We start from the raw sequence: 14,939 nt of genomic DNA, 5'->3' as shown, positions 1-14,939 counted from the left end.
TCATTTTTTTGTTTACTTACATCTTATCCTCTAAGGGGCATTAAAGAATAAGACTATTAGTATTCTATAACATTTATTATTTTGTCCTTCTTATTGCTAAGAAGGACCGACTTTTAATCCTGTGTATATTAATTCTCTACTTTTACGATGGCCATTTTTCCATTGTATGGTTTATTCCCTTTTGCCTCTAAAGCTTTTGTTGCTTCAGATAAACCATCAAATTTCTCGTAATAGATGTAATACTTACTTGTTGTTACATTGTAAAAGAAATTAACATCTGTACGTCCTGCGGCAACTGCCTTGGTCAGGAACTGGTCACGTTTTTCGACACTACTGTGAACTGCAATAATTAAATAATATCCATTATCAGCGTTTTTAATATTCTTGATAATTTGCATATTCGACTGGTCTTCACCAAAATCAAAATCACTAGCAGTCAATGGTGTGCTACTTAATTTTGTTGTTTCCTTAATACGTTTAAGAGCCGCAACGTCCTGTGCATATCTTCCCTGATCATTTTCATAAGCTGCACGCTTAATTCTACGTTTTTTCTCAATTTCAGTTTCCGCTTTAATACGTTCTAAATTCGATAGTAGTACGGCACTGTCCTGCTCCATTTTTAATTGTGCCGCCTTCAACTGATTGATTTTTTCCAGATAAGCTTTGTTTAATTCATCATTTTTATTTGGGAATTTTTTAAGCCTTTCGTTATATAAATTTGTCAGTTTTGCAATTTCATCACTTTGAGCTCTGTTCGCTTCAGCAAGCTGTAGTTTTAAAGCTTCTAACTGACTATTTTCTGCCGCAACACTTTTAAACGGTTTTGGCTCTTTATAAATTCCTTTTTCGCTCAAGTCATTCTCTTCTCTCAAGTCATTCAAATCTCTTTGTTTATTTGCTACAGTCGTATTAAACTGTGATAATAAATCTTTTTGATTTTTAGTTGAACTCTCTATAGACTGAGTTAAATTTTCAATCGCTTTTGCTGTATCATCTTTTGGTGCTGAAGCCGCTTTTGCAAGTGCATCTGCAGCCAATTTAGCCTGAAGAGCTTCTGCATCGGCTTTTGCTTTAGCGTCTGCAAGTAATTTTGCTTCACGCGCTTCTTCAGCCAGTCTTAATTGTCTTGTTTCTTCTTCAGCTCTTAATCTTTCTGTTGCTTCAGCATCGGCTTTAGCTTTTTGATCAGCCAATAACTTAGCTTGTGCTGCTTGCATATCTGCTTTTGCTTTGGCATCTGCAGCTAATTTTGCTTGTAAAGCTTCTGCATCGGCTTTCGCTTTGGCATCGGCAGCTAATTTCGCTAAACGTGCTTCTTCATCAGCTTTAGCTTTGGCGTCTGTAGCTTGTTTAACTCTAAGTGCTTCTGCGTCGGCTTTTGCTTTGGCATCGGCAGCTAGTTTTGCTTGTAAAGCTTCTGCATCGGCTTTCGCTTTAGCATCGGCAGCTAATTTCGCTAAACGTGCTTCTTCATCAGCTTTGGCTTTAGCGTCTGCAGCTTGTTTTACTTTAAGCGCTTCTGCGTCGGCTTTTGCTTTGGCATCCGCAGCTAATTTTGCTTGTAAAGCTTCTGCATCGGCTTTCGCTTTAGCATCGGCAGCTAGTTTGGCCTGTAATGCCTCTTCATCAGCTTTGGCTTTAGCATCTGCAGCTTGTTTTGCTTTAAGTGCTTCTGCGTCGGCTTTCGCTTTAGCATCCGCAGCTAGTTTTGCTTGTAGAGCTTCTGCATCGGCTTTCGCTTTGGCATCAGCAGCTAGTTTGGCTAAACGTGCTTCTTCATCAGCTTTCGCTTTTGCATCTGTAGCTTGTTTTACTTTAAGCGCTTCTGCATCGGCTTTCGCTTTTGCATCGGCAGCTAATTTTGCCAAACGTGCTTCTTCAGCATCTTGAAGTTGTTTTGCTTCAGCATCGGCTTTCGCTTTAGCTGTTGCTTCTGCATCAGCTTTTACTTTTGCATCAGCAAGTAATTTTGCCTGTAACGCTTCCATGTCTGCTTTAGCTTTAGCGTCAGCTGCCAGTTTTGCTTGTAAGGCTTCAGCATCCGCTTTTGCTTTTGCGTCTGCAGCTAATTTAGCTAAACGCACTTCTTCATCAGCTTTAGCTTTAGCATCAGCAGCTTGTTTTACTTTAAGTGCTTCTGCGTCGGCTTTGGCTTTTGCATCCGCAGCTAATTTTGCTTGTAATGCTTCTGCATCAGCTTTAGCTTTGGCATCAGCAGCTAGTTTAGCTAAACGTGCTTCTTCGTCGGCTTTTACTTTAGCATCAGCAGCTTGTTTTACTTTAAGTGCTTCTGCATCGGCTTTCGCTTTAGCATCCGCAGCTAATTTTGCTTGTAATGCTTCTGCATCAGCTTTCGCTTTTGCGTCGGCAGCTAGTTTTGCTAAACGTGCTTCTTCGTCGGCTTTTAATTTGGCATCAGCAGCTTGTTTTACTTTAAGTGCTTCTGCATCCGCTTTCGCTTTAGCATCGGCAGCTAATTTTGCCTGTAATGCTTCTGCATCAGCTTTAGCTTTGGCATCGGCAGCTAGTTTTACCTGTAAGGCTTCTGCATCTGCTTTAGCTTTGGCATCAGCAGCTAATTTTGCTTGTAATACCTCTTCATCGGCTTTGGCTTTTGCATCAGCAGCTTGTTTTATTTTTAATGCTTCGGCATCCGCTTTAGCTTTTGCTTCAGCAGCTATTCTCGCTTCTCTTGCTTCAGCATCGGCTTTCGCTTTGGCATCGGCAGCTAATTTTTCTTTCAGGGCTGCCTCTTCTGCGGCTTTTGCTTTTGCATCGGCAGCTAGTTTGGCTTTATTTGCAGCATCAATACTTGCTTTTGTTTTTGCAGCAGCAGCAGCAGCGGCTTTTGCTTCTGCAGCTAATCTTGCCTGATAAGCATCTGAATCTGCTTTAGCTTTGGCATCAGCAGCTAATATTGATTGTAAATCTGCAGCTTCAGCTTTGGCTTTGGCATCGGATTTACGTTTCGCTTCAGCAGCATCGGCTTTGGCTTTGGCATCTGCAGCTAGTTTTATTTTTAATGCTTCAGCATCAGCTTTGGCTTTTGCTTCTGCGGCCAATCTTGCTTTAGCAGCAGCTTCAGCATCAGCTTTCACTTTATCAGCAGCTAATTGTGCTTGTGTTTTTTGTGGTGTAGCAGGACTTGCAGCAGCTACTTTAGCTTTTGCAGCAGCTTCGGCATCAGCTTTTGCTTTCGCATCGGCAGCTAATTTCAGTTTCAATGCTTCAGCATCGGCTTTTGCTTTATCAGCAGCTAATTGTGCTTGTGTTTTTTGTGGAGCTGCTCCTGGTTTATTTGCATTAGCAGCTTGTGCTCTGGCAGCAGCAGCAGCATCAACCCTTGCTTTATTATCTGCAGCTAATTTTATTCTGCGCGCTTCGGCATCAGCTCTCACTTTGTCTGCAGCCAATTGTGCTTGTGATCTTTGCTCTGCACCGGTTGCTCTGTTTGTAGTAGCAGTTTGCGCTCTTGCAGCGGCTGCAGCATCGGCTTTCGCTTTTGCTTCTGCAGCTAATTTTATTTTAATAGCTTCTGCATCAGCTTTAGCTTTATTGTCTGCTTCAAGTTTTGCTTTTGCAGCAGCTTCGGCATCAGCCTTCACTTTTTCTGCAGCAGCAAGTCTTGCTTGTTTTGCTTCGGCATCAGCCTTTGCTTTGGCTTCGGCTGCCAGTCTTGCTTTTTCAGCACCATCGGTTCTGGCTGCTGTTGTAGCAGTTGATGGTTTTGCCATTACCGGTTTTGGTTTACTTGGATCTATTAAAGAACCTTCTTCGTCATCTCCGTAATAATAGTTTTTGCTTTTGAACTTGTATGCAATAGCAAATTCATGAGAACCTCCCAAATTGGTGAAGTTACCCATACCTCTTTCATAGTTATATTCAATGGCAATACTAGGCGAAATGTTGAATCCTAAACCGGCAGAGATTCCGTATAAACTATTATATCCGGCTTGTGCCCAAACTCCTTTTGGAATAGCAATCATCGCCAGTCCGGATAAAACTGTTTTGTCTTTTTTAACTTCAGTTTTTACTATGGCAGAAAATTTACTTCTGTCAAAAAAGCCATAACTATCGATGTATCCCGTGTACATGGCATGCAATTCGATCGCTCTTTCTGGATCTTCTTTTACTATTCCGGCTCCGAAATTGTAAAGGACTAAGTTGTTTACAGAAACTCCAAAATCAAGAAATGCTGTTCCGTAGTTGATACCCGGATTAATTGTAAGCATGGTGTTTGAAGGGTAATCACCATTTAAAACATTTGGATCATCAGATATAATTTTCCCTTTGTTTAAGCCACTTTGATAAATGCCAACGTTCATACCAAAGGTTAAGTTACTATCCTGCTCTAAAACGATGTTATGTGCAAAGTTTCCTATTCCGCCAAAAACAGTCATTAAACCATAATTTTGCTGGAATAAGCCAAAAGCAAATGCTTCGTTTTCTCTAAAACGACCAGAATAATTGGCTAAGTAAGTATTAGGGGCATTTTCAAATTGTACCCATTGTCTTTTATTATAGAAACTTGCATAAGCATTGGTTTCACGAACAAAACTAAAAGTAGGGTTGATTAAATATCTATTAAACTTTAAAGAATTTCTTATAGGTAATGAAAACGAAACAACTCCATTCTCATTTTTGTCCTGAGAATAGAGTGTATTTGAAAAACCGTAAAATAAAGTTATGAATAGTAAAATTTTCTTCATATTATTTTATCACAGTTATTGATCCTTTTTTTTCACCTGTGTCGGATTGAATGACATAGTAATATACTGGATTTACATTTTTAAAATCTATTGAAGTCTGTGGCCAGTCACCCTGATAATCGACAACATCTAAAACCATATCGCCGTTGGAACTTATAATCATAACTTTGGTGCTTGCATTTTTGTATTCATCCGGTATATTCCAATACGGACTTAAACCACTTAATTTTATAATATTAGGAATTGCTGATGCCGGACCGGCTTTTCCTTTTGCTTTAAACGTAAACTCTTTTGAAGCCAGACATCCTGAAGCCTGTGAAATTTTCACTTTATAGGTTCCAATTGCAGCTACTAAGTAACTATTTGTGGTTGCTCCCGAAATTAAATTATTGTTCAAATACCACTCATAAGTTGGTCCTGTAGCATCTGTTGTAACTGAAACGCTTACTGTTTCTCCATCTTTAAGTTCAAACTCATCTGCAACATCAATACTGGCATTAAAACTATTGCTTTTCAGATCGATTGACCCTGTTGCTTTACAACCACCAAAATCAACATCAACAGTATAAACTCCGGATTCAGTTGCATTAATACTACGAGTAGTTCCGCCTGAAATTACGGTTCCGTCTTTTTTCCACAAATAAGTATTTCCTGAAGTAGCTGTTAGTACTGTACCTGATCCTCCGGCACAAAATGGGTTTCCTAAACTTGAACTAATTGTTGCAGATCCGCCTCCAGAACCTGAAGTAGTCACTGTAACACGATTAGAACTATAGTTTACATCTGAACATGAACCATAATCAATCTCAGCATAGTATTTACCCGGAGCATTTACAACTAACTCTTTAGAGCTTTGTCCTGCAATAGCTACATCATCTTTGTACCATTTGTATTTTATTTTTGAATAATTTACCGGAGATGAGCCTGGAACAGTTGGAGTGTCGTTATTAATCGAAAGAGTCAGGCTGCCGCCTGAGCATAGCATTGCTACATCATTTTTATTATTGATAAAAAAAGATCCTTCGTATTCTTTAAAATATACCGGAAAAGAAGTATTTCCTAGTGTATTTTTGAATTTAGCACTAGGCTGAGCGCTTGCCAAAGAACTCTTAACCCTGAAACTATAAGTGTCAGCACCAACTATTGTAGTTGGTACTGCAAATTTTATAGTTTGCGAAGTGGCAGAAACATCTGTAGCCAAAAGCTTCGTTGTAGCAATAGGAGATGCAAAACTACCCTGACTGTCTGAAAGCTCAATCACAAAGGTAGTTCCGGCAGGAAAATCTATATAACTAAATGTTGCGTAAAATTCGTTGAAATTATTACCCGCACACAACTTTTCGAGACCATCAAGAGTTTGTGGCACGATAGTTTGTGCTTGCATTTTTGAATTTACAACAAAAAAGATACTCAAAAAAACAAAGCATTTAGTTAAAGATAACGTAGTTCTTTGAATCATATAGTGCGTTTTCTTGCCAAATCTATATTCTCAAAAAACAAAATATCAATAAATGTTTCCGAAAAATCATATTTATAGTTCTCAATAATATCTTTTGCAAGAATAGAATAAGAAGCTGTTACAGATATGTTTTCGTCGCAATTTGAAGTCTGATCTTTCGTATTTGTTGCCATAACAAGGCTATCCTTGGGGTTGGATAGCCCTACTATAAACTGATTAGAATTATCTAATTTGCTGATGTTTTCAGCTGTTGCTTTACTTTGGATATCACATGCATCTATACTGCTGTTTAAATCAATAGAAACGATAGGTTTTTCTACTGAACTCTGAGCATATAGACTTAACGTAACAGGTGAAACCAAAAATATTATATATACTAAATATTTTTTTCTGGATAGTGCCATTATGTCTTGATCTTTATTTGGGGTCCGGTTTAAGACGAATACATAAATTGTGTCTGGGGACTTTATTAATAATAAAATTTACGCTTTAAAATAAAAATCGAAATCTATTATCTGTTGCTGCTAGACGCTGTGATTTTTCCTAATTGTAATCTGAAATCCGGTTTCTTAGCGTTGAAAATATCGATGAATGTCTCTCTGTTATTACTTTGTGAGTAAACATTGAAAAACACGCTATTTCCGTACCAGCTTTCCAGATCTTCATTGTTAGAATTGTACTCTGTAAAGATATTTCCGTTACATAGGTTGAAGTACATTTCTTCAAATTTGATTTTCTTAAGATTAGCATCATTAATCTCAGTTTTACTGTCTAATAAAACAGCCGGATTAAATCCTGAGATTACACTACGTTTCATTTCAAGTGAAGAGCTTTCAGCTACATATACAGCCTCTTTTACTAAACCAGACTGGATATCAGCTTTAATATTTTCACTATCATTAAGCATAGTAATATTAGTTGCAACAACTAAAGTTTGTTTTTTAGTAAAATCAGTTTCGTTTTTCTTTTCGTAAGATTTTACTTCCATACAACGAGAACCGTCTTTATTACTAGATAAATAAGAAGATCTAACGGCTAATGAGTTGTATAAACGACATTGAACACCCTGAGTGAATTTAAAGTCGTCATTGATAGATTTATAAGATACAAATTTTGTAGCATTTACATCACCACCAAAGAAAGCAAATGAATCACCTCCTGAGTAGCTTACCATAATGTTTTCTAAAATCGTTTTAGATCCAACACCAGCAATAGTTAAACCATTGAAAGTATCAACTCCTTTAACTTTTTTACCTGCAAATTCGATTCTCACAAATCTTAAAACTCCTGAATTTCCGGCAGCATTGTCACCACCATAAGTAGTTAAAGTAGGATCAAGATCTAAGTTGTAAGAACCAACATTTCCAAATTTATTGATTGGAGCATCTCCAAGGATTACTAATCCACCCCAGTCACCAGCTTTTTTCTGGCTACGGTTTGAGGTAAATACAATTGGATCAGTCTCAAGACCGTCAGCAATAATTTGAGCTCCTTTTGTAACTACCAATGTTCCTTTAGTTTCGAAATCACCAATAATTAAAGTTCCCGGCTCGATTGTCAGAACAGCATTGTTCGTAACATAAACATTACCTTGCAAAACATAAATATTCCTCTTCAGCAATTTGGTATTAACAGAAATGTTTCCTGCTAAAATTTGGTTTGCTTCTCCATACTCTACTTTGTTAGGCTTAAATTCGGTCCAGTTGTTTAACCAATTGGTGTAGCCCATAATTCCTTTCTCTTGTTGAGCACTCATACTCGTAACTGTCAAAAGAACGCAGATCATTTGAGTAATTTTTTTCATGATAAGGGGGGTATTACAGTTAATAATAAATTTGGGTATGCGTAAATGAAAAAACTCATCTCGAGTTTTCCGATTAAAATCAGAACACATCGAGAAAGAGTTGTTTTTTTATCTTTTTTTGAAAGTGCCGAGTGAAATCTCATCCATCTACGTAAACACTTTTAAAAAGGTTTTAAAAAATATAATTATATATTACATTTCATTCAATTCGTTGAACTCATGTAAAGATTTCAATGTACTTTCATAGAATAAAATTGCAGCGATCAAGTTGCCTTTATCAGAATAAGGCATCATTTTTCTTTGAAATTCTACTGTTGTATCTAAGAATGTTGTTGTACCAACAGCCTGAGCATCTAATACTTTTTTGTGTTCGTTATCGTCCGGAATACCTAAGTCAGCCATTGTAACTCCAGGTTTAGTAACCAAAGCAATGTAAGGAAGGGTTTTTACTAATACTTTAATACGCTCAATGTAAAGTTCCAAAAGTTCTCCTTTTTGCATACCACTTAATTCTTTTTGATCATGGTATTTACGAATAAGAGCTGTTGTACTAATAATACTTCTTGGAGCATTTTTTGCCTGGGCTGAAATTGCCCCGGTAGTCATTAAAAAAAGTGCACTAAATAAAATAATTTTCCCTTTCATAAATTCTTAATTATAATTGGTTGTTGATGAAAACAAAAATATAGAAATTAACTTAAATTGCAACTTTATTGATTTTTTTTTTCAAAAAAAAAGCTTAAAAAAAGCTTAAAAACCAGCGTTATGTCGAGAAAATGTGCGTTTTAACGGGCTTTTTGTTAAAATTGTTAAAACCAAAGCCGTAAGATATTCGCTATAAAAAAATTTAATTTTTCTAAATTAATAACCAAAAAAAACTTACGTTTGTCGTTTTTCAAAAAAAAATATTAACAAAAAAGTCTTAATATCTCCTTCGGATCGCCTCTTTATTAACAAAAGTTGGTTAATAAACTGCAAAAAACAAAGTCCAAAAGTTCAATAACATCATAAATGATTCGCTCTTGATAAACTTTTAATCGAAAATTTTTGACTACATCATTTTCTTCTATCTTTGCTACATGCAATTTTCACAAATTTTAGGTCAGGATTACATCAAAAGTCACTTGATAAAAAGTGCAACTTCTGGGCGAATTCCACATGCGCAATTATTCATTGGTCCCGAGGGAAGCGGTACATTATCAACCGCAATTGCTTATGCGCAATATATTTTGTGCAAAAATACAGGAAATGAAAACGAAAATGGAAATCATGCCTGCAATTTAAAATTTCAGAATATTTCGCATCCTGATTTGCATTTTATTTATCCAACCGTTACTACCGAAGATGTAAAAACCAAACCCAAAAGTTTAGACTTTATTCAGGATTGGCGCACATTTATACAGGAAACACCATATGGCGGTTTATTTGACTGGTACAAAATTCTTGGCGTTCAAAACAAACAAGGAGAAATCAGAGTCGAAGATGCTCAGGAAGTTTTAAAATCGCTTTCGCTGAAATCATACGAAGGTGGTTATAAAATCATGATTATCTGGATGGCAGATAAAATGAATATCGCCGCATCTAACAAACTTTTAAAACTCCTCGAAGAGCCTTCTGATAAAACCATTTTTATTCTGATTTCTGAAAACGAAGAAGATATTATACAAACCATACGCTCTCGTTGTCAGGTAATTCACTTTAACGGATTACCGGAAAAAGTTATTGCTGATGCTTTGGTTTCACAAGAAAATATTGACGCCAATCTGGCAAAAAAAATTGCCCATCAGGCACAGGGAAATTTCAGCAAAGCTTTGAATCTTTTAAAAGAAGATGACTCTGAATATCCCTTTGAACAATGGTTTGTCAATTGGGTCCGTGCAGCTTTTAGGGCAAAAGGAAATGCTGCGGCAATTCAGGATTTGATTTCATGGAGTGAGGAGATTGCCGGACTTGGACGTGAAAGTCAGAAAAAATTCATCCAGTTTTGTATCGAAATGTTCAGACAAGCTCTTTTGCTTAATTATCAGGCACCGTCTTTAGTCTATATTGAACCAAAAGTAGACAAGTTTAAACTCGAAAACTTTGCTCCTTTTGTAAACGGAAATAATATTCATGAAATTTTCAAAGAACTTTCAGATGCCATGTATCATATTGAAAGAAACGGAAATGCAAAAATAATCCTAACCGATTTATCTATAAAACTGACTCGTTTAATTCATAAAAAATAGTTTTCAAATGAATAATGTTGCCTCCATTTTACTATTAGCATTTTTAGCCTTAACGTTCTTACAATCAGGATATGAAAAAATATTTTATTGGAAAGATAATGTCGAATGGCTTAAAGGGCATTTTGCCAATACGCCTCTAAAAAATCAAGTACCACTTGCCTTGCTCCATCTATTAATTTTAGAATTAATTTCCGGAATTTTATCTGTTGTAGGAGCCATACAATTATTAACAAACAGTGGTCGTGAATTTGGTTTTTACGGTGCCATTTTTTCTTGTATTAGTTTGTTAATGATGCTTTTCGGACAAAGATTAGCCAAAGATTATGATGGTGCAAGAACCATTGTTATATACTTTATTCCTGCTGTAATGGCAGTTTACTGGCTGAATTAAAATATATCACAGATTTATCGGGTTAAAAAGATTTTAAAAACGGTAAAAATTTGTGGCAAAAATGGTCTGTATGACAGACAAAAAATAAAATTTTATTATTAAAAAAATGAATCCAAAACATCCTTCAGAGTCCCTAACCATATTAACCGATTTAGTTTTACCAAGCGAAACAAATCCTTTAAACAATTTATTTGGTGGCGAATTATTAGCTCGTATGGATCGTGCAGCAAGTATTGCAGCACGCAGACATTCACGTCGAATTGTAGTTACGGCATCTGTAAATCACGTTGCTTTTAACAGAGCTATCTCTCTGGGAAGCGTAGTTACTGTCGAGGCAAAAGTTTCAAGATCTTTTAAAAGTTCAATGGAAGTTTTTATTGATGTGTGGGTAGAAGACCGTGAATCCGGAAGCAGAACAAAAGCAAACGAAGCTATTTATACTTTTGTTGCTGTTGATGATACCGGAAGACCTGTTGAAGTTCCGCCAATTGTACCGGAAACAGAATTAGAAATTCAGCGTTTTGATGCTGCTTTGCGTCGTAAACAACTGAGTTTGGTACTTGCAGGAAAAATGAAACCTTCTGAAGCTACTGAATTAAAAGCTTTATTTATAGAGTAAATTTGTAGCAATTTGTAACAATTTGTGAGAACCAAACTCCAAAAAAAAGAAGTAGTTTTGCAATTTACAAGTCAGCTAAATGACAATAATAAAGTTATTTCTTACTTTTGAGTTGTGTTTTGAAAACCAAAAAATAACAATTAAGATAATTTAAAAAAATATGAGTTCAGACAAAGAAGCCAAATTAAAAGCGTTACAATTAACGCTTGATAAACTTGACAAAACTTACGGTAAAGGAACCGTAATGAAAATGGGCGACAGAGCCATTGTAGAGGTAGAAACGATTTCTTCTGGCTCACTTGGCGTTGATTTAGCTCTTGGAGTAAATGGATATCCAAAAGGAAGAATTATTGAAATATACGGACCGGAATCATCTGGTAAAACTACGCTAACATTACATGCAATTGCTGAAGCTCAAAAAGCAGGCGGAATTGCAGCGTTTATTGATGCGGAACATGCTTTTGACAGAAACTATGCTGAAAAATTGGGTGTTGATATCGAAAACTTAATTATCTCGCAGCCAGACAATGGTGAGCAGGCTTTAGAAATTGCCGAAAACTTAATTCGTTCAGGAGCTATAGACATTGTTGTAATTGACTCTGTTGCTGCATTAACTCCAAAAAGTGAAATCGAAGGTGAAATGGGAGATTCTAAAATGGGACTTCACGCACGTTTAATGTCACAAGCTTTAAGAAAACTAACAGGAACTATCAGCAAAACAAATTGTACTGTTTTCTTCATCAACCAGTTGAGAGAGAAAATTGGTGTAATGTTCGGAAACCCTGAAACTACAACGGGTGGTAACGCATTAAAATTCTACGCTTCGGTACGTTTGGATATTCGTCGTTCATCTCAAATTAAAGATGGTGAAAACGTAATTGGTAACAGAACTAAAGTTAAAATCGTAAAAAACAAAGTGGCTCCGCCTTTTAAAACTGCCGAATTCGATATTATGTATGGAGAAGGTGTTTCTAAAACAGGTGAAATTCTTGACTTAGCGGTTGAATTTGAAATCGTTAAAAAAGCGGGATCATGGTTTAGCTACGGAGATACAAAATTAGGTCAGGGACGTGATGCTGTAAAATCTTTAATTAAAGATAATCCGGAATTAGCTGAAGAATTAGAAGTAAAGATCAAAGCACATATCAAAGAATTAGCAAGTGCTTAAGACACTCAAAACCTGCAAATTGCAGGTTTTTTTATACTACCCGACAAACAATTATTGTTCTGTCGGGTTTTATTTTATTAAAAATGACGCAACCATTTTAGAAAAATCTCATCTTATAAAAAGACAAAAGAATTTGCTGGTATCGACCAAATACCCAAGTCTTAGGTTTTTATAATAAATTTAGATTGGTTTGTTCATATAAAAATCCGTTAGTTTACTGGTACTAACGGGTTTTTATTATTTTTATTTGGAGATTTTTTTTACATCTCACGCAACCTTTCTGCTTTTTTGCTCTCTATTAAAGTGTGACATTAACTGGAGTTTTAACCAAACTCTTTATTATCAATCCTTAATATTTTTAACCATGAAAGAGAAAATAGAAGTGTTGTACAATAAAAACCGCCGAAAAACGAAATTAAAATTTAAGAAAGTATTGCGTTTTATTTCTGAAAAAATAATTCATCGATAATCTTTTTGAATATAAAATGGGGGATTTTTAATTCAAAACAAAGCCCGACAATTTCCAAAAAATTTGTCGGGCTTTATATTTTAAATATCTTAACTACTCTTTCTTTTTAAATTCAAGTAATGCTTTATAAATCAACTGTCTTACCTGATCTCTAAGCTCTTTTCTATGGTCACTTGTTAAACCTTCTGTTTCTACAAAAGGTAAAACTTTTGCACGCATTATGCCCGGACTTCCACTTAAAAAAGTATATGAAAAACGTTTTTTATTGTCAGCAAAAACAATTGGTACAATTGGAATTTGATGATCGATTGCCAGACGAAAAGCGCCATCTTTAAACTCATCCAGTAAAATAGATTCATCATCCGGAACGCCGCCTTCGGGAAAAATACAGATACTCAATCCCTGATTAAGTCTGCTCTGAGCTCTTTTAAAAACTTCATTTTTACTTCTTGATGAATTTCTGTCGACTAAAATACAGGTTCTTTTATAGAAAAAGCCAAACAACGGAATTTTAGAAAGTTCTTTTTTTCCAACAAAAACAAACGGATTTTTAACTAATGCAAGCATCAGCATAATATCAGTCATCGAAGTATGGTTGGCCACAATCATGTAGCTTTTTTTTCTGATCAGCTTTTGTTCGCGTTCGACTTTATAATAAAAACCCATCCCGAAAAGGATAAATTTAGCCCAAATGCGGGCCATTTTAAAGAAATAGGGATAACCACTCTCAGAGATTATAGAAATCAGCAAAAACGGCAGCATAATCAATATCGGAATGGCCATTAAAATGTAAAACCAAATGCGCCATAAAACCCAAAAAACAATTTTTAATCCTTTCATGGTTTCAAATGTAAGAAAACAGAAGTGAAATTAGATTTTTAGATCATTAGATTTTTTGAAATTAGACTTTTCTAAGAGTAAAATGCTGAATTAGAAAAGATCTTTTTAGAAAACTTTCTACTTTTAATACAAGAAAAAAAATAAACCTTGTGAACTTTGCGGTAAAAAAACGAAATTTGCAATATTAAGAAAAACTAGAATGGCAAAAATACTTACTGGTGTTCAGAGTACTGGAACGCCACACTTAGGCAATTTATTGGGAGCAATTATTCCTGCTATCGAACTATCAAATAATCCTGCAAACGAATCATTTTTGTTTATTGCTGATTTACATTCGATTACACAAATTAAAGATGGTAAAACATTAAGAGAAAACACATACAGCACCGCTTCTGCATGGCTTGCCTGCGGATTAAATCCTGATAAAGTTACTTTTTACAGACAATCTGATGTGGCTCAAACTACTGAATTGACCTGGTATTTAAGCTGTTTTTTTCCGTTTCAGCGTTTGACTTTGGCACATTCTTTCAAAGATAAAGCAGATCGTTTAGACGATGTAAATGCCGGACTTTTTACATATCCAATGTTAATGGCTGCCGATATTTTATTGTATGATGCTGAATTTGTGCCGGTTGGAAAAGACCAAATGCAGCATTTAGAAATTACACGTGATGTCGCTTCTCGTTTCAATCATCAAATGGGTGAGATTTTTGTTATTCCCGAAGTTAAAATTCAGGAAAACAGTATGCTAATTCCGGGAACAAACGGCGGAAAAATGAGTAAATCTGCCAATAATATTATTAATATTTTCCTGGACGATAAAGTGCTACGTAAACAGGTTATGAGCATCGAAACTGATAGTACTCCTCTTGAGGAACCTAAAAATCCGGATACCTGCAATGCATTTGCAATCTATTCTTTATTGGCTACAGAAGAACAAATTGCTCAAATGAGAGCCAATTATCTTGGCGGAAATTATGGTTATGGTCATGCCAAACAAGCTTTGTTTGAATTGATTACCGAGAAATTTAAAACTGAAAGAGAAAGATATACTTACTACATGAATAATCTTGACGAAGTCGATGCACTATTGAAAAAAGGTGCTGCAAAAGCTTCTGTTATCGCTGATGGTGTTTTGGCGAAAGTTAGAGATGTTCTTGGATTTCAAAAATAGAGATTATAAACGCGGCAATACTAAAAAATGCCGCGTTTTTATTTTACAGGCAATTAACAATTGAGCAGGATTAATGAC

General features: G+C 35.7%; 11 protein-coding genes. 5 read left to right on the top strand and 6 right to left on the bottom strand.

The genetic code is table 11. The features are described 5' to 3' along the window. Positions 1-128 precede the first annotated feature (128 nt). The 5 genes from A4F88_RS06615 to A4F88_RS06595 form a co-directional block, all read right to left on the bottom strand. The gene (locus A4F88_RS06615) at positions 129-4,709 is read right to left on the bottom strand and encodes a PorP/SprF family type IX secretion system membrane protein (RefSeq protein ID WP_068841795.1); all 4,581 of its coding nucleotides are present in this window, start codon (positions 4,707-4,709) and stop codon (positions 129-131) included. 1 nt (position 4,710) lies between these two features. Beyond that, positions 4,711-6,093: a gliding motility protein SprC gene (gene sprC, locus A4F88_RS06610; protein WP_280653964.1), complete on the bottom strand. Its 1,383-nt coding sequence runs from the start codon at positions 6,091-6,093 to the stop codon at positions 4,711-4,713. 71 nt (positions 6,094-6,164) lie between these two features. After that, the gene (locus A4F88_RS06605; protein WP_068841793.1) at positions 6,165-6,572 is read right to left on the bottom strand and encodes a hypothetical protein; all 408 of its coding nucleotides are present in this window, start codon (positions 6,570-6,572) and stop codon (positions 6,165-6,167) included. A gap of 107 nt (positions 6,573-6,679) precedes the next feature. Continuing rightward, a complete protein-coding gene (locus A4F88_RS06600; protein WP_068841792.1) occupies positions 6,680-7,972 on the bottom strand; it encodes a hypothetical protein in 1,293 nt (430 codons plus the stop codon). 192 nt (positions 7,973-8,164) lie between these two features. Continuing rightward, entirely contained in the window at positions 8,165-8,617 is a 453-nt protein-coding gene (locus A4F88_RS06595) for a hypothetical protein (RefSeq protein ID WP_068841791.1), read from the bottom strand. Between the two features lie 434 nt (positions 8,618-9,051). Here A4F88_RS06595 and A4F88_RS06590 point away from each other — a divergent pair, with 434 nt between their 5' ends. The 4 genes from A4F88_RS06590 to recA all read left to right on the top strand — a co-directional run bounded on the left by A4F88_RS06590 (position 9,052) and on the right by recA (position 12,378). Beyond that, positions 9,052-10,200 carry a DNA polymerase III subunit gene (locus tag A4F88_RS06590; RefSeq protein WP_068841790.1) on the top strand — a complete coding sequence of 383 codons (1,149 nt, stop codon included), beginning with the start codon at positions 9,052-9,054 and terminating at the stop codon, positions 10,198-10,200. Positions 10,201-10,207: 7 nt separating this feature from the next. Then, positions 10,208-10,591 carry a DoxX family protein gene (locus tag A4F88_RS06585; RefSeq protein WP_068841789.1) on the top strand — a complete coding sequence of 128 codons (384 nt, stop codon included), beginning with the start codon at positions 10,208-10,210 and terminating at the stop codon, positions 10,589-10,591. 106 nt (positions 10,592-10,697) lie between these two features. Then, positions 10,698-11,210, top strand: coding sequence for an acyl-CoA thioesterase (locus tag A4F88_RS06580; protein ID WP_068841788.1), 513 nt, complete (start codon positions 10,698-10,700; stop codon positions 11,208-11,210). 160 nt (positions 11,211-11,370) lie between these two features. Beyond that, on the top strand, positions 11,371-12,378 hold the full coding sequence (gene recA, locus A4F88_RS06575) for a recombinase RecA (RefSeq protein WP_068841787.1): 1,008 nt from the start codon (positions 11,371-11,373) through the stop codon (positions 12,376-12,378). Between the two features lie 562 nt (positions 12,379-12,940). Here the strand turns inward: recA and A4F88_RS06570 are convergent. Beyond that, positions 12,941-13,687: a lysophospholipid acyltransferase family protein gene (locus tag A4F88_RS06570; RefSeq protein WP_068841786.1), complete on the bottom strand. Its 747-nt coding sequence runs from the start codon at positions 13,685-13,687 to the stop codon at positions 12,941-12,943. Positions 13,688-13,886: 199 nt separating this feature from the next. Here A4F88_RS06570 and trpS point away from each other — a divergent pair, with 199 nt between their 5' ends. After that, complete coding sequence (gene trpS / locus A4F88_RS06565; RefSeq protein ID WP_068841785.1) at positions 13,887-14,861, top strand: tryptophan--tRNA ligase; 975 nt, start codon at positions 13,887-13,889, stop codon at positions 14,859-14,861. Positions 14,862-14,939 lie beyond the last annotated feature (78 nt).

Source organism: Flavobacterium chilense, from assembly GCF_001602525.1.
Classification (GTDB): Bacteria; Bacteroidota; Bacteroidia; order Flavobacteriales; family Flavobacteriaceae; genus Flavobacterium; species Flavobacterium chilense.
The sequence above is the reverse complement of the archived record's forward strand: the minus strand, read 5'-3'. Positions and strand labels throughout refer to the sequence as shown.

Excerpts from the sequence above, each read along its gene's own strand:
- A4F88_RS06615 (WP_068841795.1), bottom strand. The coding sequence starts at position 4,709 with ATGAAGAAAATTTTACTATTCATAACTTTATTTTACGGTTTTTCAAAT.
- sprC (WP_280653964.1), bottom strand. The coding sequence starts at position 6,093 with ATGCAAGCACAAACTATCGTGCCACAAACTCTTGATGGTCTCGAAAAG.
- A4F88_RS06605 (WP_068841793.1), bottom strand. The coding sequence starts at position 6,572 with ATGGCACTATCCAGAAAAAAATATTTAGTATATATAATATTTTTGGTT.
- A4F88_RS06600 (WP_068841792.1), bottom strand. The coding sequence starts at position 7,972 with ATGAAAAAAATTACTCAAATGATCTGCGTTCTTTTGACAGTTACGAGT.
- A4F88_RS06595 (WP_068841791.1), bottom strand. The coding sequence starts at position 8,617 with ATGAAAGGGAAAATTATTTTATTTAGTGCACTTTTTTTAATGACTACC.
- A4F88_RS06590 (WP_068841790.1), top strand. The coding sequence starts at position 9,052 with ATGCAATTTTCACAAATTTTAGGTCAGGATTACATCAAAAGTCACTTG.
- A4F88_RS06585 (WP_068841789.1), top strand. The coding sequence starts at position 10,208 with ATGAATAATGTTGCCTCCATTTTACTATTAGCATTTTTAGCCTTAACG.
- A4F88_RS06580 (WP_068841788.1), top strand. The coding sequence starts at position 10,698 with ATGAATCCAAAACATCCTTCAGAGTCCCTAACCATATTAACCGATTTA.
- recA (WP_068841787.1), top strand. The coding sequence starts at position 11,371 with ATGAGTTCAGACAAAGAAGCCAAATTAAAAGCGTTACAATTAACGCTT.
- A4F88_RS06570 (WP_068841786.1), bottom strand. The coding sequence starts at position 13,687 with ATGAAAGGATTAAAAATTGTTTTTTGGGTTTTATGGCGCATTTGGTTT.
- trpS (WP_068841785.1), top strand. The coding sequence starts at position 13,887 with ATGGCAAAAATACTTACTGGTGTTCAGAGTACTGGAACGCCACACTTA.